Consider the following 22,272-nt stretch of genomic DNA (forward strand, 5'->3'; position numbering starts at 1 on the left):
CGGAACTTTCACTAGTTTCGGAAAGTTTGCGGGGGTTGCATCCGGAATAGGTGAAAGTCCCGGAGTTACTGCAAGCGGACTAGACCGGCCTGACCCATTTAGTGGTGGGGCCCAGTAACTACACGAGCCCGCGGTTGCGGCGGCGCACCGCGCGTGGCGGGCGGCCCCCGAGGAACGACTCGCTCGAGTCGACCACGAACCCCTGCGCCAGCGCCTCGCGGCCCACGAGCATGCGAAACACCATCTCCTCGCGGTCCGTGAGCGTCAGCTCAACCTCGATGTCGCGGCCCACTAAATTGAGCGTGGCGAGCACCACGGGGCGTGCTTCAGCGTGCCCCGACGAACTGCGCACGAGGCGCCGGTCGTGTACCGGCCGCTCGACCCATACGGCGTCGTTCTCGTCTGCCTGCCACGGCTGCACCAGGAAGCGAACCCACGGCACGCCGTCACGCTCAAACTCGACGATCTCGGTGGCGTGCAGTGCAGACGTCTGTGCGCCAGTGTCGATCTTGGCCTTCACCCAGGGCACGCCGAGTCCCTCAAGGCGTACCCATTCCCGCCACCCCGTAAGGGTGCTTGAATAGGGGAGTCCGTTCACACTTCTATCTTGGCAGGTATTCACGGTGAAACTCGCGATTCTTTCGCGCGCCCCGCAGGCGTACTCGACCCAGCGACTCCTGGCCGCAGCCGAGCAGCGAGGGCACAAGGCACGCGTGTTGAACACGCTGCGGTTCTCGATCGACCTCGCAGGGGACGAACCCGACCTCGCTTATCGTGGCAAGCTGCTGAGCGATTACGACGCGATCCTGCCCCGCATTGGCAACTCCATCACCTACTTCGGTACGGCGGTGGTGCGCCAGTTCGAGCAGATGGATGTCTATACCCCCAACACTGCGAACGGCATTTCAAACTCGCGCGACAAGCTGCGCGCCATTCAGATCCTCTCGCGCCACAACATCGATATGCCCGCCACCGCGTTCGTGCGCAACCGCGCCGACGTGCGCCCCGCGATCGAGAGCGTCGGTGGCGCCCCCGTCGTCATCAAGCTCCTCGAGGGCACCCAGGGCATTGGCGTGATCCTCGCCCCGCAGGTCAAAGTCGCCGAGGCCATCATCGAGACGCTGCACTCCACGCGCCAGAACGTGCTGATTCAACGCTTTGTATCCGAGAGCCGCGGCAGAGACGTACGCGCGCTCGTGGTGGGCGACCGCGTGGTCGCCGCCATGCGCCGCACCGCCGCGGGAGACGAGTTTCGTTCCAACGTGCACCGTGGCGGAACCGTGGAGGCCGTCACCCTCGATCCGGCATATGAACAGGCCGCCGTGCGCGCCGCGCAGATCATGGGTCTGCGAGTTGCGGGCGTTGACATGCTCGAGGGGGACGAGGGGCCGCTCGTCATGGAGGTCAACTCGTCGCCGGGGCTGCAGGGCGTCGAAGCCGCGACCGGGCTTGATGTCGCGGGCGCGATCATCGATTACATCGCGGGCCAGGTGAACTTTCCCGAGATCGATGTGCGTCAGCGGCTGTCGGTGTCGACGGGCTACGGGGTTGCCGAGCTCACGATGCACGGCTCAGAGCACGTAGGTAAGACGCTCGGTGACCTCGGGCTGTGGGATCGCGACGTCACTGTGCTCACGCTGCACCGCGGCGTGCAGGTGATTCCGAACCCGCGCAAGCATTTGGTACTCGAGGCTGAGGACCGCCTGCTGTGCTTCGGCAAGCTCGAGGAGATGCGCGGCATGATCCCCGAGAAGAAGCGCCGCCGGGCGCGCGTGCGCAAACTGCCGCCCGAGGCGCAGGAGCTCGCCGAGGGCTAACTCGGCGAGCTCCTGCGGTAGTGTCTTGCCGCGAGCGTTAGCGCGTGGCCTGGTTTCTGCGCCGGATCGCTGCGGCGCCGAGCGCCAACGCGCCGAGCAGCAAAGCCGCACCGGCAGCGAGGCCCAGTGGCGCGACGCTCGGGCCACCGGTGTTGACGAGCGCCTTGGCCGGTTCACCACCGGGCGTCGGTGTCGTCTCGGGCGGCATTGGCTTGCGCTGACCGTACACCGTGAACTCCAGCGTAGTTGGGGCCGACGAGACCTTGTTCGCCGTCTGTGTGGCCGCGAGCTCCATTTTGACTGACCCATTATCATCCGCGCCCAATGGTTCCAGGTCGACAGACCATGTCCCGTTTTGTACCGTTGCGGTGTAAGTCACATCGGGCTGGGTGCGGTTCGCCGGTGCGCCTGACGTTCCGGGGAGGGCGATTGCGAGGGTCGTGAGCGCTACTTCGACCGTTGCGCCCTCGATGCCGGTGCCCGAGACACTCTTCGGTGTTGCGCCGTCCTTGAAGGTCTCACCGTTCGTGATCGATGTGACAGTGGGGGCGGGGGGAGCGACGGTGACGGTCGCCGCAGTGGGCACCGATTGGCTCATGCCATTGGTGGCGGTGAAGGTGTAGTCGTAGACGCCTGCCGCGGGGGTGGGCACGGTGGCGACGCCGTCGACCGGGGTGAGGGCGGTCTCTTGGCCGTTCAGGGCCACTGTGAGCCCGGTAGCGTTTGTCGGCACTGTAACGGCGATGCCGTCGCCCATGGTCGCGTTGTTCGTGCCGGTGGTGGGGGCGGCGATGTCGAGCGCGACTTCGTAGCCACCCGTGGCGGGCAGTGAGTCCTGCAGCAGCGAGGACCACAAAAACGGGCCGCCCCACACGTCTGCGGCAACACCGCTCACGACGCCTACCGCCGTGGTGCCTTGCACCACGGAGCCGCCGGAGTCTCCAGGAATTGCGTACGTTCCGCTGGAGAACCCGTGTACCCAACGGCCACTCACCTGAATCCAGCCATCGAGGATGTCGATCGGCCGTACGGTTCCCGCTTCGTGGCCCGTCGTGCGGCCGCTGCGGGCAATGGGCCCGAGCTGGGGCAGCCCGACGCGCTCCACCTTGGTCGTGCTCTCGGCAAGGGAACCGGGCGTCAGGCCGGGCGTAGTCCAGTCGGTGACTTCTGGCAGCAGATTCCAGTCTTCGTCCTCGTCGACATCGATCACTGCGATATCGATCGAATCAGCATCTCCGTTTGTTCCGGTGGTGCCGCCCACGCCGCCATACTGCGCAAACCCGAACCAGCCAATGAGGGGGAGACCCGGGTCGGGCACTGTTCCGGGGCCGCCAGCAGCGGGCTCTTCCTGGGGCGTAACGGCAACTGCAAGGGTGTCTTCCGGGCCACTCATGCAGTGACCAGCTGTGATGAAGGCGGGCTTGCGAGAGGGGCTCCACGCGGCGAAACCGAGTGAACAGTATCCCGTTGTCCCGGTGCTGGTGTTGGCGGCGAGATACCCTGCGCCGCCGACGAGATCGTTAGCTGCGACGGCGTTGACGGGACCTTCCAGCTGGAGTGTGGTGATCTCGTCGTGCTCACCATGGGAGTCTGCGAAGTCTTCGATTGCTGCCTGCCCCGCTGGCGAATCGATGTCGCCGCCGGTCGTCACGACAACGGTCTCGCCCGCGGCGTTCACACCCACACCCACGAGGTCGATGCCCGCGGCCTCGAACGCCTGCTCGTCGGCCTGCGACGGCGGTGCCGACTCGTCAGCAGGGTTCTCCGTCTCGGGTTGTTCGATAGTGGCTGTGCCGGGGTCGTCGGTGAGCTGTGCCACCGCGGAGGGCGGGGCTTCCTCCGCAAACGCGGGAGAGGATGCGCTTGCACCACCGAGCGCGATCGCGAGCGTAGCGCCGATCGCGAGTGGTTTGCGAAACAGCAAGGCAGAACGGTGCAGCATAACGAGGGCCCCCAATGTCGATGCGCGCGAAGCGCGGCGGTGCGTCACTATCGTGGCGCCAGAAATCGCCACACACCGAATAAACGTAGCGTGAACTTGGTCAGGGGGCAAGATTTTGGAAGCCAGAACCGCGCCGCCCACACAGCGGACCGGACTACGCTGTGCATATGTCCAATGCCCAGAGCGAACCGCTGATCGGGCGGTGGGAGTCGAACGAGCCTGGCAACCCGCATCTCGAGTTCACGGTAGACGGCGCAGTGACGGGCAGCGACGGCTGCAATGGCATCTTCTCGACCTATGCCGCTACTGACGATGGGGCGGTCATCGGGATGTTTGTATCGACGTTGAAGGCCTGCTTCGGCGTCGACGATTGGTTGCGCGGCGTCCACAGCGTGCGTTTGCAGGGCGACACCCTGGTCGTGTGTGACCGGTCGGGCACCCGGATCGGCGAGCTGCGGCGCGCGATTACGGAGCAACTGCCGGGCTAGGCCCGCACCCGCAGTGCGCCGGGCAGGATCGTAGCCTCAAAGGAACTCACCTCGCCGACATCCTCGCCATCCACCTCGAAGGCGAGTGGCACCGGCAGCGACACGAGTACCCGTCGGGCGCGAAGGTGCGCCGTCGACTCTGAACTCTCGGCGGTGCTCGCACGGGTGAATAGCCGCTTGAGCCCGTTGTCCCAGGTCATGTTGCGCATGGTGTCGAGCCAGGCCACCGCACCGTCGGCGCGCAAAAGGAGCAGGTCGAGCTCGCCGTCATCGGGCCGGGCATCGGGGAGGAGCGTGACGCCACCCTGAATGCTGCCGCAATTGGCGACGAGCAGCGTGTGCGCCTGCTCCTGCACCGTCTCGCCTTCGTCTTGCGTGAATGCGAACTCGACGACCTCGGTGCCCGAGGCCGCTCGGCCCAGCGACTCTACGTACGCGAGCCATCCGGCCTTGGCCTTCAACTCGTCGTCAGTCTCGACGATCATCTGAGCATCGATACCAAAGCCCACCATGACGACGAACCCGAGTTGCTGGGTGGCGCCATCAGAGGTGGTGAACTCCACCTGGCCCAGATCCAGCGGTGCGCCCTCGCTTCGCAGCGCAAGTTCAATGGCCGCACGCGGGCTACCCAGCGGCACCCCGAGGTTGCGCGCCAGCAGATTGCCGGTGCCCAGCGGCACAATGCCGAGGTCGGCCTTGGGGGATCCGGATCCGCCTAGGTATTCAGCCACCGCGCGCACCGTGCCGTCGCCGCCCGCAGCGATCACAAGGGTGCAGCCGTGCTCGACGGCGGAGGCTGCGGCGCCCCGGCCCGGGTCGTCCACCGCGGTCTCGAACCAGAGCACCTCGCGTGAGGCATCGCCAGCCGTGCCGGCGAGCGCCTCGTCGAACGCGGCGCCCAGCTCACCCTTGTCGGTCTTCGATGGGTTCCAAACGATTCCGATTGCGTTGCTCATGAAGGGGACTCCCTAGGGCGAGGATGTGCCTGCGGTCTGAGGTCGTGCGCTGCCGATTCAACGCGACCAACACGGGAACGGGCTGTGAACCGCGAAGCGGCTTAGAGCGCAGCGAGCAATGACTTCCAGTAGGCCCGCCACTCCTCGATTTCTTCGCCCGTAGGCATGCCGTCGTGGTTGACGCCGAGAGTTACCTTGTCGTCGCCCTTGGGAGTAGCCGACACCTCTACCCGGCCGGCACCCTCGAGGTCGAACCGCCAAAACGATCGCTTCTCGGTGCGCGAGGGTCGCGGCTTTAACACGGCACATCCGCGGTGCTCGGCGGCGTCACCGTGAGCGGCGACCCACGCGGCAATCGCAGCGTCGCGGTCGAGGGGCATCGTGCGGCTCGCGCTCACACGAAACAGGCCGTCGGATCCCTGCCCGGGCACGCGCAGGCCGGAGTGCTGCTCGAATGCGATCGCGATTCCCTGCGCCCACCAATCGGGGCTCTGCAGCGCATCGGGGACATGATCGCGAGCAATCTTCGCGATCTGTGCGTGCGTGAGGTGTACGGCGTCGTGTGCGGTGAAAATCTCGAGCCAGCTCGCCCAGTCGCGCTCCGTCGCGCGCTCAATCCCGGGCACGCTGGTGGCACGCGTCGTGTTTGTCGCTGGTTCACGGGCTGCGTCGCTCGTTGAAATCGTCATGAAGAGCCTCCCTTGCTCGTGTCCGTAATACTAACGGGCACATCAGACATGCTTGAATGGGGTCATGCTGACGCGAGGCGCCTTAGGTGGGCGGCATCAAGGCCATGATCCGGATCATTCTCACGCGCCCGCAGTGGGTGAGCCGAAAGTCAGTGCCGCGCGAGAATCGCGCCGTTACACCGAGGTCGAGGCGTCGCAGCACCGCCCGCCCGCCGGGGCGCTGCCTGAGCCCGTCGAGAACGGGGCGGCCGCGGGGCGCCGCGATCCACTTGAATACCGCATCGACCTCGAGCGGATTCGATTCTCGTCATACTTCGCTCGACTGTCGGACGTGACGCAGGTGATGCCGCAGTCGGGCGTGGGGCCCGTGATGCACAACCGGCTCACGCACTCGCTTAAGGTCAGCGCGGTAGCCCGGGTCATCGCCTCAAATCTGGCGGGGCACGAGGCCGCGCACGTCGCGTTCACGCGAGGAGAGGCGGCGGCTGACGACGAAACCGGCGCGATGATTGCGCGCCTCGGCGGCTGCGACACGATCGTGGCACAGGCCGCGGCGCACGCGCACGACCTCGGCCACCCGCCGTTTGGGCACCTGGGGGAGCGGGTGCTCGACCGCGTGGCTCGCGAGCAGCTCGGGCTCGCGGAGGGGTTTGAGGGCAACGCCCAGAGCTTTCGCATTCTCACCAAGCTCGACACATTGGGCCGCCAGTTTCCGGGTCTCAACCTCACGGCGGCGAGCCGGGCCGCGACCCTCAAGTACCCGTGGACGCGGGGCGAGTGGGCCGCCCCCGCCAACGGCCTCGCGGCAGATGCGCACCCCGTGCCCGCCTCTGAACGCCCCCGAGGGGTGGGCGGAGACGCGCTGAACGGCGCCGAGAAGTTCTCGGCCTACGCGCTCGAGGCCGACGAGATGGACGAAGTGCTGGCCGCTTTTCCCCGCATCGCGCGCGGCATGCAGACCGTTGAGTGCGCGGTCATGGACCTCGCCGACGACATCGCCTACGCCGTGCACGACCTCGACGACTTCACCCGGGCCGGTGTGCTGCAGCAGGCCGCTGTCGCCGGCGAACTGCGGGCCTGGCTGGCTGGATCGCGTGAGCTCGCCGAGGAACACCGCGGCGAACTCGCGGCGAGCTGGCGCACGCCGGGCCACGCGCTCGAGCTGCTGTGGCGGCGCCTGAGCGAGAAGGATGGCTGGATCGCAGACCGCGGGGCCTTTTCAGCCGCGGTGCTGCGGGTACGCGATGAGCTGGGTGAGGGGCTGCTCGCGGTGCCCTACGACGGCGGCATCGATTCAGAGCGCGCGGTGTCTGAATTCACGCGACGTTGGATCGATCACCTGCGCACCTCCATCGTCGTCGAAGAGCAGCCGCACGTGCGCAGCGGGCCCGTGCGGCTCAACCAGCAGGCCTGGCACGAGGTCGCCGTGCTCAAGTTCGTGCACGCCCACTTCGTGCTCGAGCGGCCCGAGCTCGCCCAGCCGCAGCGTGGCATGGCACGCATCGTGAGCCAGCTCACGCTCGGCTTCGACGACTGGCTCGCCGACCCCGACGACGCGGGCCGCGCGCCCCGCCGCCTCACCGAATGGGTGGCCGAGTCAACTGAGGCGACGTTTGCGCTTCGTCAGGCGCGGCCCGAGCTGCTGCTGGGGGACACGAGCGACGCGGGGCTGTGGCGGCAGGGGCGTGCACGCGCGATTCTCGACTACGTGGCCTCGCTGAGCGACCAGCAGGCGGTAGCCGCACACCGCAGCATGCTGGGCGGCGAAATCACGGGGTAGGCATCGGCCCGCTGCGCTACCGTAGAACACGTGAGTGAAGAACAGACAGCAGCAGGCCTCATCGCAGAACTGATCGAAGTGGGCCGCGACGCCGTGAACCGCGGCCTCGTGCTCGCCAGCGCGGGCAACCTCTCGGTGCGCATCAGCGAAACTGAGTTTGCAGTGTCGGGCAGCGGCACCTGGCTGGACCAGCTCACGCAGGACGACTTCGCGGTCCTTTCGCTGGATCCCGCGGAGACCGGGGCCATTCGGGACGGCGGCGCCAAGCCCTCGAGCGAGTGGAAACTGCACCACCGCGCGTACCTCGCCCGCCCCGACATCACGTGCGTGCTGCATCTGCACCCGCGCACCGCGGTCGTCATGGCGAGTCTCGACAAGCCTGTGCGGCTGCTCACGCTCGACCATGCCTACTACGTCGGCTCGATCGGGGTCACGCCGTTTTATCACAACGGCACCGACGAGCTCGCAGATACCGCAGCCGAGGCACTGCGCGAACACAACTGCGTCATCATGCAGCACCATGGCTGCTCGGTCGTCGCCGACTCGGTGAGCATGGCCTACCGTCGCGCGCTCAACCTCGAGGACGCCGCGCAGGCCACCGCGCTCGCGCTGCAGCTGGGCGACACCGACACGGTGTTCCCCGCGGGCGACGCAACGCACGCGTAATCGGGCCCGGGCTATGGCTGCACGGGGAATTCTTGATCCGGATCCCACGGCCGCGCCCAGCCCAGCTCATCGAACAGGGTCGCGAGCAGGATCCCGGTAAACCCCCACACGATGTGGCCCCCCAGCCGGGGCGCGAGCCTGAACGCGTCACCCCGGTGCGTGATCGCGGGCCCGGTGGCCGACTTACGCCTGAGCACCGACGTGCCGCGGGCCGCCGGGGCCAGCAGCTCGGCAACGGGCGCGCGAAACACATCGACTGACTCGGTGCGATCTGCGGACACTTCGCTGGGCGCGTGCCACCAGCCCACGACCGGGGTGACGCGGTTGTTGCTCACCGGCAGGTGGATCTCGGGTAGCTCGCCGAGCACCTCGACACCCGTCGGGTCGAGCCCGGTTTCCTCCTGCGCCTCGCGCAGCGCGGTCGCCGCAGAGTCGGCATCACCGGGCTCCCACCCTCCGCCGGGAAATGCGATCTGGCCGGCGTGGTGACGCATGCCGGTCGCACGCCGGGTGAGCAGCACGTCGAGTTCGGGCGCGACCGTGTACGGGGCGTGGGCGGGAACCTGATCGAGCGCACCGAACAGTATGAGCACCGCCGATCGACGTAGCGGGCGGTCGGCGAGCGGACCCTGGGGCTGAAAGTCGAGCGTCACGCCGCGAGCCATGAGCGCGCGCAGGTCGCGCAGCGCATCACCGGGAGTGGGGCTCATGCGGTTCAGCCTAGCGCGGGCGCAGCGACGTAGCCCAGATACGCCTGACGTGGCCCGGATGCGCCTGACGTGGCCCGGATGCGCCGAAGGCCTGCGCTGCACGACTTGAACTCAAGCGAAGCAGCGCAGGCCTTCAGTGAAGGACGCCTGGGGGTGGGCTACCCCTCGATCAGCAGGTCGCTGATGCCGTCGGGCACCCGCTGCGACCGAGCCCACGGCTCGCGCTCGCGGCGTTCGCGACGCTTCACGCGCTCGGTCTCCTCGGTGCGCACCTGGGTGAGCACCGAGATCACGGCCGCGCGCTCGGCGTCGGACACCTGCTTCGTGACGAAGCGAATGTCGTCGCCCGTGATCGTGTCGTCGGGCTCGCCGATCTCCTCCCGACGTGCCGCATCGCGTGCGGTCGCGTCGGGAGGCAGCAGGTCGGCTGGGGCCGGATCCGGAATCAAATTCTCGTCAGTCATGGTGCGCTCCCTGCCTTACAGCGGGATGTTGCCGTGCTTCTTAGCGGGCAGCTCCATGCGCTTACCGCGGAGGCCGCGCAGCGCCTTGATGACCGCGAGGCGGGTGCCCGCGGGCTCGAGCACGTTGTCGAGCTCGCCGCGCTCGGCAGCGAGGAACGGGCTCGTGACGTCGGCCGTGTACTTGGCGGTCAGCTCGGCACGCAGCGCCTCGACGTCCTGGCCAGCGTCTGCCGCGGCCTTGAGTTCCTTGCGGTACAGGATGTTGACGGCGCCCGAGCCGCCCATGACGGCGATCTCGGCGGTGGGCCACGCGATGTTGAAGTCGGCACCCATCTGCTTCGAGCCCATGACGATGTATGCCCCGCCGTACGCCTTGCGCGTGATGATGGTCACGAGCGGCACGGTGGCCTCTGCGTATGCGTAGAGCAGCTTTGCGCCGCGGCGAATGACACCCTGGAGCTCCTGGTCGGTGCCGGGCAGGTAGCCGGGCACGTCGACGAGGGTGAGGATGGGGATCGAGAACGCGTCGCAGAAGCGCACGAATCGTGCCGCCTTCTCGCTCGCGTCGATGTTGAGCGTGCCCGCCATTTGGTTGGGCTGGTTCGCGACGATGCCGACGGTGCGGCCCTCGACGCGGCCGAAACCGATGAGCATGTTGGGGGCGAACAGTGGCTGCACCTCGAGGAAGTCGCTGCCGTCGAGGATCGCCTCGATGACCGTCTTCATGTCGTAGGGCTGGTTGGGGCTGTCGGGGATCACCGAGTTGAGCTTGCGGTCGAGATCGGTGATCTCGAGTGCGGTGTCGGTGTCGTAGACGGGGGTCTCTGCCAGGTTGTTGTCGGGCAGGTAACCGATCAGCGCGCGGGCGTAATCGAGCGCGTCGTGCTCGTCGCTCGCCAGGTAGTGGGAGACGCCGCTCTTCTGGTTGTGCGTGAGCGCGCCGCCGAGTTCCTCGAAGCCGACGTCCTCGCCCGTAACGGTCTTGATGACGTCGGGGCCGGTGACGAACATGTGGCTCGTCTTGTCGACCATGATGACGAAGTCGGTGAGGGCGGGGGAGTACACCGCGCCGCCGGCCGAGGGGCCCATGATGATCGAGATCTGGGGGATCACGCCCGAGCACATGGTGTTGAGTTTGAAGATGCGGGCGTACTGGCTCAATGCCACGACGCCTTCCTGGATGCGAGCTCCGCCCGAGTCGAGGATGCCGAGGCAGGGGGCGCCGGTCTTGAGCGCGAACTCCATGGCCTTGACGATCTTCTCGCCGGCGACCTCGCCGAGCGAGCCGCCGAACGTAGTGAAGTCCTGCGAGTACACGACGACCTGGCGGCCGTGGACCGTGCCGGCACCCGTGACGACCGAGTCGCCGAACGGACGCGAGTTCTCCATGCCGAAGCCGTGGGTGCGGTGCTTCACGTACTTGTCGAACTCGACGAACGAGCCCGGGTCAAGCAGGGCAGTGATGCGCTCGCGGGCGGTCATCTTGCCGCGGGCGTGCTGCTTAGCGGCCGCAGCGGTGTCGCGATCGCCCACTGCCTCCTGGTACTTCTGGCGGTGGTCGGCGATGCGACCTGCGGTCGTAGCGAGGTCGTTATTGTCTCCAGTCACGCATGCCAGCCTAGCGCGGGGTACATGCACATGGCCTCAGATAATCAACAACGGAATCGCGGATCCTTGGTCGATACCCTACGGCTCTCGTGGTTTAGTGCTTTGCTTGCGGGAGTTTCGCGAACTAAGTGTCACGTGTGGCTGTTTTGTGCGGTGTGCGCAATCGAGTTGTCGGAAATGGTGGGTTCGCGGCCGGAACGCCACAACTTCTGCCAAATGGAATCGGGCGGCCCGTGGCACCGAATACGAGCCGAAAGCGTCAACGCAGAGTAGCCTCAGAGCGTGGAACTCAAGCGAACGCGCGAACTACTGCCCGAAGTCATGTGGCGCGAGGCGTCGGCCTCGACCAACGCCGAGCTGCGGGACCTGGTTCAGCGCGGAGTCGAGGCCGACGCGCCGGTTCCGCACGGAGCCCTGCTGGCAACCGCGAACCAGACTGAGGGGCGCGGCAGGCTCGACCGCAGCTGGCTCACACCCCCGGGCACGGCGCTTGCTGTCTCCGTGCTCGTGAGGGGGTTCGGAACAACGCTGAGCGGCGTGCGCGCGGCTACCGCTGACGTACCCGACTGGGGCGAGCTCGGGCCGGCCTGGCTGCCGCTCATCGCTGGGTCGGCCGTACAGGGCGCGCTGCAACCCTTCTTTACCGCTGCCTGCGATGGAGAGACCGACGGCTATGACGATGAACTCGTCGGGTTCGAGCAGCGCGAGGTGCTGCGCGTGGGCGTGAAATGGCCCAACGACGTGCACGTGCGCGACGAAGACGATGCGATCGCCGGCCGCCCGGGCAAGAAGCTCTGCGGTATTTTGTGCGAGCTGCTGCCCGACGGGAGCGCGATCGTCGGTATGGGTATCAACGTGCTGATTCCCGAGTGGGAGCTCCCGACCGACCGTGCGACCTCGCTGCTCGCTGCGGGGGCGGCCGTCGGCGAGGCGGAGAGCTTTGCAGACGCGGCCGGGGCGGAACTCGCTGACCGACTGCTCGCCGGAGTTGCCAGCGAACTGATGAAGCTCGCCGAGCTCGCGGGCACGCACCCGAGCGCCGCCCGCAATCGCGTGCTGCGCAACTCGCTCACGATCGGCACCGAGGTGCGCGTGCACCTGCCCGGGGGCGGGATCGTCGATGGCCGGGCCCGTGCGCTCGCCGCCGACGGTTCGCTCGTAGTCGATCTGCCGACCGGCGGCGAGCTCACAGTGAGCGCGGGCGACGTCGAGCACCTGCGGTAAAGCGGGAGCGCCCGCGGCTGCTGGCGCTCCCGGCTACCTGTTATCCGCGGCCTCCGTGCAGCGGGTAGTCCTCACCCATCTGATCGATCTGCTCGGTCGTCGGGTCGGCCTCCGAGAAGTCCATCTTGGGGACGGGACGCTTGAACCCGCCCGTCACAATTGCGATGATCACGACGCCGACCGCGAGCCAAATACCGCCTACGATCCAGGTGGTGGCCTGAAGCGAAGTCCACAGCCAAATAGTAAGGGCGAAGCCGATCAGCGGTGCGACGAGCTTGGTGAGCACGAGGCGTGCGGTGAGCGCTTCGCGCCGGCCGCCGCGGGGGAAGACGTAGGTACGAATCACCGACAGGTTCACCATGGCGAATGCCGCGAGTGCGCCGAAGCTGATCATAAAGGCGACAACGTCGAGCGACAGGAACAGCGCCGACAGCGCGAAGAATGACACGACACACGCCGCGACGATGGGGGTGCCGAAGCGGTGGTGCAAGCGTGCGAGCGGGCGCGGCAACATGCCGTCGCGGCCCATGGCGTAGAGGATGCGTGAGACCGACACCTGGCCGGTCATGCCCGAGCCGAAGGCACCGACCACGTACACGGCCACAAAGAACGCGGTGAACACGTCGCCGCCGATGTTGTCCATGATGGTGACGCCCGCGGCTTCGATCTCCACGTCGCTGAGCGTTGACCAGTCGGGCGAGAACGCGGCGGCACCGGCCCACGAGACCAGAATGAAGAAGAGTCCGCCCACGAGGGTGGACAGCACGATCGCGCGGGGGATGTCCTTGCGCGGGTTCTTTGCCTCTTCGGACAGTGTCGACACTGCGTCAAAGCCGAGGAACGACAGCGCGAGGATCGCGGCACCCGAAGCGATGGCGCCGATGCCGCCCTCACCGAATGTGAAGGGCTCGATAAGGCTCACCGACGCGTCGCCGCCAAAGGCGCTCTTGAACGCGAGGACCATGAACACCACCACGAGCACGACCGAGAGCGCGATGATCGCGAAGTTCACCTTGTTGACGAGGTTGATTCCCAGGATATTGAACATCAGCACGAGCAGTAGTGCGGCGAGCGTGAACACCCACACGGGCACGGCGGGGAACTGAGTGTTGAGGTAGATGCCGATGAGCATGAAGTTGATCATCGGAATAAAGAGGTAATCGAGCAGCATGACCCAGCCGGTCAAAAAGCCCGCCGCGCCGCCGAATGACTGCTGCGTGTAGGTGTAGGCGGACCCGGCGACCGGGTAGCGTCGCACCATCGCACCGTAGGAGGCCGCGGTGAACAGCATCGCCACGACGGCAACGACGTACGCTGCCGGTAGGTGTCCATCGGTGACCTGGTTTACGATGCCGTACGTCGTGAAGACCGTGATGACGGTCATGTACGTGACACCGAACAGGGTCAGTCCGACGAGGCCGAGGGACCGCTTGAGGTGGGGGCTAGCTGAATCGCTCAAAGTATCTCCTTCGATGCTGGTGCACGGTGGTCACTCCAATTGTGACCCACCCGCGATATGCAGCCTAGCGCGGAATTGGAGCATTAATGAACATTGTTCTTCTTCGTGGCGTGTGCGGGGCAATGTCCTTGCTGACTAGAAACGGAAAAGCCACTAATTCCGGATCGCGGAGCGCGATTTCTTCCGGAGTTAGTGGCCTTTCCGACGCTGGTGCTGGGGCGCGAGCCCTAGAACGTGCGCTGACCCGCGAGCCAGGTGCCACGCACCTCGATGGCGGGAATCTGCTCGGGTGTGGTGGTGAGCGGGTTCGCCGACAGCTGCACGAGGTCAGCCACGCGACCCAGCTCGAGGGAGCCGCGGTCGGGGGCGAGCGCCTGGCGGGCGATGCCCGTCGTGTAGGCCGAGTAGGCGGTGGCCGGTGACACGCACTCGTCGGGCAGCCAGGTCGGGTCTGACGGGTCGGTGACGTCGCGGCGCGCAATGGCGGTAGCGAGCGCGGGCCGCCAGTCCTTAGTGGTGACAGGCCAATCGCTGCCGAAGGATACGGTTGCGCCCGAGCGGGCGACCGAACCAATGAGGTACTGCCACGACTCACGGTCGTGTCCGATGTGGGGAATCGTGAGCGCGCGCATCACCGCGTCGCACTGGGCCCAGTACGGCTCAAAATTGGCGATCACGTCGAGCTTCGCGAAGCGCTCAATGTCCTCGGGGGCGAGCATCGCGACGTGGGCGACCACGTGAGCGCGCACGTGATCCGGAGCAGCGTTGCGAGCCGACTCAAGCGCGTCGAGCGCGATGCGTACTGCGCGATCGCCGATCGCGTGCAGGTGCAGCTGGAAGCCTGCGGCATCGAGCGCGGTGACGGCTGCGATGAGCTCGTCCTCGGTCCAGTTGGGGAGCCCGCGGTCCTCGGGCGTATCGCTGTAGGGGTCGGTGAGCGCGGCCGTGTGGTTCTCGATCACGCCGTCGACGAAGAACTTGATCGTCTCGGCGGTGACGAGCGGGTGGCCAAGCGTGCGAAACTCCTGGCGCACGTCTGAAAACTCGACGAGCTGCTCTCGCCAGGTCGCAGGATCGGCCCGCAGCGCGAGGTTGACGCGCGTGTGCAACCGGTTCGCGGCGGCCGCGGCACGGTACACCTCAATATCGGCGGCGTCGACCCAGGCGTCCTGTACCCAGGTCGTGCCCTGCGCGGCGTAGGCGAGCGTGGCCTCCTCGAGGGCTCGAACGCGATCCTCGAGCGAAAACGGCGGCACGATGGTGGCGAAGAAGTCATTCGCGGCGGCCTCCTGCAGCGTGCCGAGCGGGGTGTCGTCTTCGCGGCGCAGAATACGGCCGAGCGCGGGATCGGGCGTCTCGGCCGTGATGCCAGCTGCCTTGAGTGCCGCGGTGTTGACCCAGGCCGTGTGGTAATCCCAGGCCCGCAGAATGGTGGGGGTGTCACCCGTGACCTCGTCGAGCCAGCGGGCATCGAAGCGGCCGCCGGGCGCGAAGGTTGCATCGTAGCTTGCGCCGACGATCCATTCTGCCTCGGGGTTTTCGGCCTTCCATTTCGCGACCGCGGCGAGAATGCCGTCGAGGTCCTTCGCCTCGCGCACCGCGGGGCCCTGGGCCTCGAGGCCGCCAAGTACTGGGTGCGCGTGGCCCTCGCCGAGGGCGGGGGCGAGGGTGTCGCCCGCAAGATTGACGACGACTGCGCCGCTATCGCTCGCGAGTGCACGGGCGTCATCGCCGTGGGCGACAACGCGGCCGTCCTGTGCTGCGAGCGCGTCGGTGCGAGCGCCGTCGGTCGAGATGACGACGTCGCCATCGATGAAAACTGTGAGGGTCATGATTGATTCCTTAACGCTCGGTGCGGCAGTGAGACGGGTGAGAAGGAGCGCGGGGGAGTGCCCTGCGCGTGCAGGACACTCCGTCGCAGGCTACTTGAAGGGTACGGCCTCGCCCATCGCATCGACAGCGGTGGTTTCGGGGCCCTCGGAAAAGTCCATGCGGGGAACCGGCTTGCGGAACCCGCGGGTCTTGACGAGCAGGATCACGAGCCCGATCGCGAACCAGATGCTACCGACGATCCAGGTCATGCCCTCGAGGGAGGTCCACAGCCAGATCGTGAGCACGAGGCCGATGCCGGGGAAGACGCCGCGCAGCACGATGTCCTTCGGAGTGCGGGCAGGAGACTGGCCGTCGTTGGGGAACAGGTACACGCGAATCACCGAGAGGTTGACCATGGCGAAGGCCGCGAGCGCGCCAAAGCTGATCATGAAGGCGGCCTGCTCGAGGGTCAGGAACAGGCTTGCGAGCGCAAACACCGACACTGTCGAGGCAGCGACGACGGGGGTGCCGAAGCGCGACCAGAGTCGGCCGAGCGGCTTGGGGAGCGTGCCGTCGCGGCCCATCGAGTACAGAATGCGTGCGACCGAGACCTGCCCTGCGAGGCCCGACCCGAAGCAGCCCGCAATGGTGAAGAGGACAAAGAGGATGCCGAGCCACTCGCCCGCTACGTGGTTGGCGAGGACGATGCCTGCGGCGTCGATCATCTCGCGGGGGATCATGCTCCAGTCTTCGGGGCGGTAGGCGATGGCGCCCACCCACGAGACGAAGATGAAGAGGCCGCCGCCAATGACGGCGGTGAGGATGATGGCGCGGGGAATGTCGCGGCGCGGGTGCTTGGCTTCCTCGGACAGCGTGGAGACGGCGTCGAATCCCAGGAACGACAGGGCGAGCACGCCGGCGCCGGCAAAGATGGGGCTGAAGCCCTCCGCGCCGGGAATGAACGGCTCGATCATGCTGGGGGCATTGGGGTCTGCGATCGCCATCTTGATCGAGAAGATCGCGAAGATGCCAATGACGGCGGCCGAGAAGCTGACCACAAAGATGTTGAGCTTGTTGACCAGGTTGATGCCGAGGATGTTGAACACGAACACCGCCACAAGCGTGACGATGGACACGGCCTTTGCTGGGATCGACGGGAACTGCGTGCTGACGTAGAGGCCCAGAATGATGAAGTTGATCATCGGAATGAAGAGGTAGTCGAGCAGCAGCACCCAACCGGTAAGGAAGCCCGCGCCGCCGCCAAAGGCCTGCTGCGTGTAGGTGTAAGCGGAGCCCGCGACCGGGTAGCGGCGCACCATCGACGCGTAGCTGTTTGCGGTGAAGAGCATGGTGAGCAGCGCGACCACGTAGGCGAGGGGCAGCTTGCCATCGGTGATCTGGTTGACGATGCCATACGTGGTGAACACGGTAGCCAGGGCCATGTATGCCAGGCCAAACAGTACGAGGCCGCCGAGGCCGAGCTCTCGTTTCAAGTGGGCCTTGCCCGTCGTCGCGCTCACGTGGATCTCCTTTGATGCAGGGTGTACTTGAGTTAAATGAACAATGTTCTTTTAACCATCGTGACGACAGTAGCCGATTCCGCGGGAGGGCGCAATTCGCTCGACGTCGAACAAGATGCGTCGTGAAATCGGGGATACTGTGGAGATGCCGGATCACGCGCGCTGCGCGCGCGACGCAACCAGGAGGGTCAATGACGACGATCGAGCAAAGCGCCGAGGCGCCCGCGGTTTCCGCGGGTTCCGACGCCTTCGACGCGCCCAAGCGGCGAGTGGGTAGACCCAGAAAAAACGTGCTGTCGCGCCAGCTCATCATCGAGACCGGCCTCACGCTCATCGATGAACACGGAGTCGAGGGCGCGGGCATGCGAAGCGTTGCCAAGCGGCTGGGGGTGCGGCCCTCGGCGCTCTACAATCACGTGAGTGGCCAGGCCGAACTCATTGCCGGCGTGCGAGAACTCGTGAGCGACCGGATCCCGACCGAAGCCTTTGATCACCTCCCGTGGGATGAGGCGCTCACCGAGTGGGCCAAGGTATATCGGCGGGCGTTTGTGGCACACCCGTCCACGATTGCGCTGCTCGCAGTGGTGCCGATCGAGGGGGCCGGGGCCACGACGCTGATGTATGACCGTGTGGTCGATGCGCTCGTGCGCGCCGGATGGGATACCAGCAAGGTGCTGGTGGCGATAGTGGCGCTTGAGTCGTTTATTCTCGGGTCGGCACTCGACGCTGCGGCTCCCGACGACATGATGAAACCCAGCGATGACTCGGCCGCAGTGGCCTTTGCGGAGGCCTACCGTGCGCGGGAGTCCGCGCTCGGCGCGCGCGAAACTCGGCCAGCCGATGCGTCGTTCGAGCTCGGGCTGCGCGCGATGGTCGCTGGCCTGAAGGCAGAGTTCGACGCCTCGCGGTAGGCGTCCGGGGTAGGTGCTCCGACCTACCGGAAGATGATCGTGCGGTCGCCGTCCGAGAGCACGCGGTTCTCGGCGAACCAGTTCACCGCGTTGCGTAGCGCGCGCGACTCGATGTCCTGGCCGAGCTGCGTGAGCTGGCGCACCGAATACGAGTGATCGACCCGCACGGTGTCCTGCTCGATGATCGGGCCCTCGTCGAGGTCGGTCGTCACGAAGTGCGCCGTCGCACCAATGAGCTTCACGCCGCGCTGGTGTGCCTGCTTGTACGGGTTCGCGCCCTTGAAGCCGGGCAAGAACGAGTGGTGAATGTTGATCGCCTTGCCCGCGAGTGCCTCGCACAGATCGGGTGAGAGGATCTGCATGTAGCGGGCGAGCACGACGAGCTCAATATTCTGTTCCTCGACGACCTCGAGCACGCGTGCCTCGAAGGCGGCCTTGTCTTCCTTGCCCTTGATGGCGCGGTGCTCGAACGGCACGTCGTAGAACTCGGCGATGTCACGCACGGTCTCGTGGTTCGAGAGGATCAGCGGCACCTCGATGGGCAGCTGGCCGCCGCGGCGGCGGTACAGCAGATCATTAACGCAGTGCGTGGCGGTCGACGCGAGCAGCAGGGTGCGCACGGGGCGACCCACCTGGTCGAGGCGCCAGGCCATGTGGTAGCGCTCGGTGACCGGCGCCAGCGCGGCGGCGAAGCGCGCGTCAAAGGTCTCGGGCTGCGCGACGGCCTCAACCTGCAGTCGCATAAAGAAACGGCCCGTGTCTGCCGAAGCGAACTGCTGGCTCTCGGCGATATTGCCGCCCGCGGCGACGATCGCACCGCTGATCGCGTGCACGATGCCGGGGCCGTCAATGCAGGAAAGGGTAAGAACCCACTGGGCGTTGGTGCTGTTCGCTACGAGACTGGTCACGAGCACTAAGGGTAGTGGATGTGGGCTGAAGGGGAGCGGGGCAGCGGCGAGGGGGACCGCGCAGCGCGAGGTTCCGACGACGCGCGCGCCGAGACAGAAGGCAATATGGCGTCACACTTGCCGAGAGTTGGTAAACTAACTTCGTCGTGACTGGCGTGCAGATGGGACACCATCGGGGAACGACGAAATTACCTTTCCCGTCAGGGATGGCCGCTCGCCTGGGCCGAATCCGAATCCATTTTCGCGCGCCCCAGTGCGGAGTTGAGCTACGAGGAGCACACATGTCAACCCAGTCAGCATTCTTTAACGAGCCGCTCGAGGTCGTCGATCCCGAGATCGCCGAAGTTCTCAAGAACGAGCTCGGTCGCCAGCGTTCAACGCTTGAGATGATCGCAAGCGAGAACTTCGTGCCTCGCGCGGTGCTCCAGTCGCAGGGCTCAGTGCTCACCAACAAGTACGCCGAGGGCTACCCCGGCCGCCGCTACTACGGTGGCTGCGAGTACGTCGACGTTGCAGAGGACCTGGCACGCGATCGCGCAAAGTCGCTGTTCGGTGCCGCATACGCTAACGTGCAGCCCCACTCGGGCGCTTCGGCTAACGCCGCGGTGCTCTCGGCAATCGCCGAGCCCGGCGACACGATTCTCGGTCTCGAGCTGTCGCACGGTGGCCACCTCACCCACGGCATGAAGCTCAACTTCTCGGGCAAGCTCTACAACGTCGCCCACTACGGCGTTGACCCCGAGACCATGCTCATCGACATGGACGTGGTGCGTGCCAAGGCACTCGAGCACAAGCCCAAGGTCATCATCGCCGGCTGGTCGGCATACCCCCGCACGCTCGACTTCGCAGCGTTCCGCGCGATCGCAGACGAGGTCGGTGCAACCCTCTGGGTCGATATGGCTCACTTCGCTGGTCTCGTGGCTGCGGGCCTCTACCCCAACCCGGTGCCCCACGCACACGTCGTCTCGTCGACCGTGCACAAGACCATCGGTGGCCCCCGCTCGGGCTTCATCCTCACGAACGATCTCGATCTCTACAAGAAGATCAACTCGAACGTGTTCCCCGGCCAGCAGGGCGGCCCGCTGATGCACGTGATCGCTGCCAAGGCGACCGCGTTCAAGCTTGCGGCCACCGACGAGTTCAAAGAGCGCCAGGTGCGCACCCTCTCGGGCGCAAAGCTGCTCGCATCGGCACTCACGACCGAGGCCTCGAAGGCTGCTGGCGTAGACGTGCTCACCGGCGGCACCGACGTGCACCTCGTTCTCGCAGATCTGCGCCACTCGCCGCTCGACGGCCAGCAGGCCGAAGACGCGCTGCACAACGTGGGCATCACGGTCAACCGCAACTCGGTGCCCTTCGACCCCCGCCCGCCGATGGTCACGAGCGGCCTGCGTATCGGTACGCCCGCGCTCGCTACCCGCGGCTTCGGCGACGTCGAGTTCGCAGAGGTCTCTGACATCATCGCGCTGACACTGCAGCAGACCGGCGACATCGAGGAACTCAAGGCACGCGTCACCGCACTCGCCGACCAGTTCCCGCTGTACCCCGGCCTGGAGCAGTGGTAATCCGCGTGGCTGAAGACGCTCAGACCGCACAGCGGCTTGACGGCACGGCTGCGGCCGCCGCCATCAAGGCCGAGCTCACCGAGCGCGTAGCGGCACTCGCCGCCCAGGGCGTCGTGCCCGGGCTCGCGACCGTGCTGGTGGGCGCTGATCCGGGATCGCAGTGGTACGTTGCGGGCAAGCACCGCGATTGCGCAGAGGTCGGCATTTCGTCGATCAAGCGCGAGCTGACCGAGACCGTCACGCAGGAGGAGCTCGAGGCCGTTCTCGCCGAGCTCAACAACGATCCCGCGTGCACCGGGTACATCGTGCAGTTGCCGCTGCCCAAGCACATCGACACCGATCGCATTCTCGAGTGCATCGATCCTGCGAAGGATGCCGATGGCCTGCACCCGACCAACCTCGGCAAGCTCGTGCTCAACGCGAACACCGAGATCACCTCGCCGCTGCCCTGCACGCCGCGTGGTGTGATCGAGCTCGTGGAGCGTAATGGCCTGTCGTGGGCTGGCAAGCATGTGGTCGTCATCGGCCGTGGTGTGACCGTGGGGCGCCCGATTGGACCGTTGCTGACACGCCGCGAGTACAACGCGACCGTCACGCTCACGCACACGGGCACGACGGATCTGGGTGCCGAGCTGCGCCGAGCCGACGTGATCGTCGCGGCCGCCGGTGTAGAGGGCATCGTTAAGCCCGAGGACGTGAAGCCGGGCGCGATCGTGCTCGACGTGGGCGTCTCGCGCAAGACCGACCCCGATACCGGCAAGAGCCGCGTCGTGGGTGACATTGATCCCACCGTGGCAAACGTGGCCGGTTGGATGTCGCCGAACCCCGGTGGCGTCGGTCCCATGACCCGCGCGCTGCTGCTCAAGAACGTCGTGGAGATGGCTGAGCGCGCTGCCGGTTCGCCGGTCGCCGCGTAGTTTGAGCTAGCTCCGGATCACGAAAGGCCGCGATACACCTGGTGTATCGCGGCCTTTCGTTGCTTCTGGGTGAGGGATGTGGCCGGGGAAAGCGGCACACGAGGGGCATGGCTTCCATGCGCGGCTCAGTGAGCATGTGCATACTTGTTGGGTGACTATGACCTTGCTGATGAGCATGATTCCCCCGGCCCTGCTCGGTATCGACTGGCTCGACCCCGAGACCCTGCTCAAAGCGGGCGGCTGGGCGGCCCTCATTCTGGCCTGTGCGTTTGTGTTCCTGGAAACGGGAGTCGTTGTGCTCGCGTTCCTGCCGGGTGACTCGTTGCTGTTTACCGTGGGTCTCTTCACCGCCACCGGCATCATCGATATTCCGATCTGGATCACCTGCCTGCTGCTGTTTATTTGCGCCTTCGCCGGAGACCAAATGGGCTTCACGATTGGCCGCAGACTGGGCCCCGCGGTCTTCAACAAGGAGAAGAGCCGGTTCTTCAACCCCGAAAATGTGGCACGCACGCACACGTTCTTCGAGAAGCACGGCCCCAAGGCCATCATCATCGCCCGGTTCCTGCCGGTGATTCGCGGCTTCGTGCCCGCGGCGGCCGGCGTGGGCAAGATGAGCCACCGCCACTTCCTCGCGTACAACGTCATCGGTGCGCTGCTCTGGGCCGTGGGCGTGACGCTGCTCGGTTACTACCTCGGCCAGATCCCGTTTGTGCAGAAGTACAGCGAGATCTTCATCATCGTGCTGGTGCTGATCCCGGGCATCCCGATCCTCATCGAAGTGATCAAGGGCTTCAACGCCTGGCGCCGCGGCCGCGCGAAGCAGAGCTAGCCGG

20 protein-coding genes and 1 riboswitch are annotated in these 22,272 nt (G+C 66.2%); of the genes, 9 read left to right on the forward strand and 11 right to left on the reverse strand.

Translation table 11 applies throughout. The features are described from left to right. Positions 1-118: 118 nt before the first annotated feature. A complete protein-coding gene (locus C795_RS0106815) occupies positions 119-598 on the reverse strand; it encodes an ATP-dependent zinc protease family protein (RefSeq protein ID WP_083879149.1) in 480 nt (159 codons plus the stop codon). A gap of 25 nt (positions 599-623) precedes the next feature. Here C795_RS0106815 and C795_RS0106820 point away from each other — a divergent pair, with 25 nt between their 5' ends. Further along, on the forward strand, positions 624-1,817 hold the full coding sequence (locus tag C795_RS0106820) for a RimK family alpha-L-glutamate ligase (protein ID WP_017793008.1): 1,194 nt from the start codon (positions 624-626) through the stop codon (positions 1,815-1,817). A gap of 37 nt (positions 1,818-1,854) precedes the next feature. On the opposite strand, the gene C795_RS0106825 is transcribed toward C795_RS0106820, so the two are convergent. Continuing rightward, the gene (locus tag C795_RS0106825) at positions 1,855-3,759 is read right to left on the reverse strand and encodes a S1 family peptidase (RefSeq protein WP_017793009.1); all 1,905 of its coding nucleotides are present in this window, start codon (positions 3,757-3,759) and stop codon (positions 1,855-1,857) included. A gap of 167 nt (positions 3,760-3,926) precedes the next feature. On the opposite strand from C795_RS0106825, the gene C795_RS15420 reads away from it, so the two are divergent. Beyond that, positions 3,927-4,247: an META domain-containing protein gene (locus C795_RS15420; protein WP_017793010.1), complete on the forward strand. Its 321-nt coding sequence runs from the start codon at positions 3,927-3,929 to the stop codon at positions 4,245-4,247. Here the strand turns inward: C795_RS15420 and C795_RS0106835 are convergent. Next, entirely contained in the window at positions 4,244-5,203 is a 960-nt protein-coding gene (locus tag C795_RS0106835; protein ID WP_017793011.1) for a diacylglycerol/lipid kinase family protein, read from the reverse strand. The genes C795_RS15420 and C795_RS0106835 overlap by 4 nt on opposite strands. A 101-nt stretch (positions 5,204-5,304) precedes the next feature. Then, positions 5,305-5,892, reverse strand: coding sequence for a hypothetical protein (locus C795_RS0106840; RefSeq protein ID WP_017793012.1), 588 nt, complete (start codon positions 5,890-5,892; stop codon positions 5,305-5,307). 64 nt (positions 5,893-5,956) lie between these two features. Here C795_RS0106840 and C795_RS0106845 point away from each other — a divergent pair, with 64 nt between their 5' ends. Beyond that, positions 5,957-7,672, forward strand: a complete 1,716-nt coding sequence (locus C795_RS0106845) for a deoxyguanosinetriphosphate triphosphohydrolase family protein (protein ID WP_157486996.1) — start codon at positions 5,957-5,959, stop codon at positions 7,670-7,672. A gap of 30 nt (positions 7,673-7,702) precedes the next feature. Beyond that, on the forward strand, positions 7,703-8,338 hold the full coding sequence (locus tag C795_RS0106850) for a class II aldolase/adducin family protein (RefSeq protein ID WP_017793014.1): 636 nt from the start codon (positions 7,703-7,705) through the stop codon (positions 8,336-8,338). Positions 8,339-8,349: 11 nt separating this feature from the next. Here the strand turns inward: C795_RS0106850 and C795_RS0106855 are convergent, their stop codons facing one another. The 3 genes from C795_RS0106855 to C795_RS0106865 form a co-directional block, all read right to left on the reverse strand. Further along, positions 8,350-9,048 carry an NUDIX hydrolase gene (locus C795_RS0106855; protein WP_017793015.1) on the reverse strand — a complete coding sequence of 233 codons (699 nt, stop codon included), beginning with the start codon at positions 9,046-9,048 and terminating at the stop codon, positions 8,350-8,352. Positions 9,049-9,206: 158 nt separating this feature from the next. Then, the gene (locus C795_RS0106860) at positions 9,207-9,512 is read right to left on the reverse strand and encodes a hypothetical protein (RefSeq protein ID WP_017793016.1); all 306 of its coding nucleotides are present in this window, start codon (positions 9,510-9,512) and stop codon (positions 9,207-9,209) included. A gap of 15 nt (positions 9,513-9,527) precedes the next feature. Continuing rightward, entirely contained in the window at positions 9,528-11,120 is a 1,593-nt protein-coding gene (locus C795_RS0106865) for an acyl-CoA carboxylase subunit beta (RefSeq protein ID WP_017793017.1), read from the reverse strand. Positions 11,121-11,402: 282 nt separating this feature from the next. Between C795_RS0106865 and C795_RS0106870 the strand changes: the two genes are divergently transcribed. Continuing rightward, positions 11,403-12,344 carry a biotin--[acetyl-CoA-carboxylase] ligase gene (locus tag C795_RS0106870; protein ID WP_017793018.1) on the forward strand — a complete coding sequence of 314 codons (942 nt, stop codon included), beginning with the start codon at positions 11,403-11,405 and terminating at the stop codon, positions 12,342-12,344. A 40-nt stretch (positions 12,345-12,384) separates the two neighbouring features. On the opposite strand, the gene C795_RS0106875 is transcribed toward C795_RS0106870, so the two are convergent. The 3 genes from C795_RS0106875 to C795_RS0106885 form a co-directional block, all read right to left on the reverse strand. Next, on the reverse strand, positions 12,385-13,803 hold the full coding sequence (locus C795_RS0106875; protein ID WP_017793019.1) for an APC family permease: 1,419 nt from the start codon (positions 13,801-13,803) through the stop codon (positions 12,385-12,387). Between the two features lie 227 nt (positions 13,804-14,030). Continuing rightward, complete coding sequence (locus C795_RS0106880) at positions 14,031-15,635, reverse strand: amidohydrolase (RefSeq protein ID WP_017793020.1); 1,605 nt, start codon at positions 15,633-15,635, stop codon at positions 14,031-14,033. A 90-nt stretch (positions 15,636-15,725) separates the two neighbouring features. Beyond that, positions 15,726-17,135, reverse strand: coding sequence for an APC family permease (locus C795_RS0106885; RefSeq protein ID WP_017793021.1), 1,410 nt, complete (start codon positions 17,133-17,135; stop codon positions 15,726-15,728). A 191-nt stretch (positions 17,136-17,326) separates the two neighbouring features. Between C795_RS0106885 and C795_RS0106890 the strand changes: the two genes are divergently transcribed. Further along, complete coding sequence (locus tag C795_RS0106890) at positions 17,327-18,046, forward strand: TetR/AcrR family transcriptional regulator C-terminal domain-containing protein (protein ID WP_017793022.1); 720 nt, start codon at positions 17,327-17,329, stop codon at positions 18,044-18,046. Between the two features lie 23 nt (positions 18,047-18,069). On the opposite strand, the gene purU is transcribed toward C795_RS0106890, so the two are convergent. Further along, entirely contained in the window at positions 18,070-18,954 is an 885-nt protein-coding gene (gene purU / locus C795_RS0106895) for a formyltetrahydrofolate deformylase (protein ID WP_017793023.1), read from the reverse strand. A gap of 136 nt (positions 18,955-19,090) precedes the next feature. Further along, positions 19,091-19,185: riboswitch (ZMP/ZTP riboswitch) on the forward strand. Positions 19,186-19,235: 50 nt separating this feature from the next. Here purU and glyA point away from each other — a divergent pair. The 3 genes from glyA to C795_RS0106910 all read left to right on the forward strand — a co-directional run bounded on the left by glyA (position 19,236) and on the right by C795_RS0106910 (position 22,268). Next, positions 19,236-20,519 (forward strand): serine hydroxymethyltransferase, encoded by a 1,284-nt coding sequence (gene glyA / locus C795_RS0106900; protein ID WP_017793024.1) that lies wholly within the window; start codon positions 19,236-19,238, stop codon positions 20,517-20,519. 5 nt (positions 20,520-20,524) lie between these two features. After that, entirely contained in the window at positions 20,525-21,436 is a 912-nt protein-coding gene (locus C795_RS0106905) for a bifunctional methylenetetrahydrofolate dehydrogenase/methenyltetrahydrofolate cyclohydrolase (protein WP_033349309.1), read from the forward strand. Positions 21,437-21,593: 157 nt separating this feature from the next. Continuing rightward, positions 21,594-22,268 (forward strand): VTT domain-containing protein, encoded by a 675-nt coding sequence (locus C795_RS0106910; protein WP_017793026.1) that lies wholly within the window; start codon positions 21,594-21,596, stop codon positions 22,266-22,268. Positions 22,269-22,272 lie beyond the last annotated feature (4 nt).

The organism is Leucobacter salsicius M1-8, from assembly GCF_000350525.1.
GTDB classification, from domain to species: domain Bacteria; phylum Actinomycetota; class Actinomycetes; order Actinomycetales; family Microbacteriaceae; genus Leucobacter; species Leucobacter salsicius.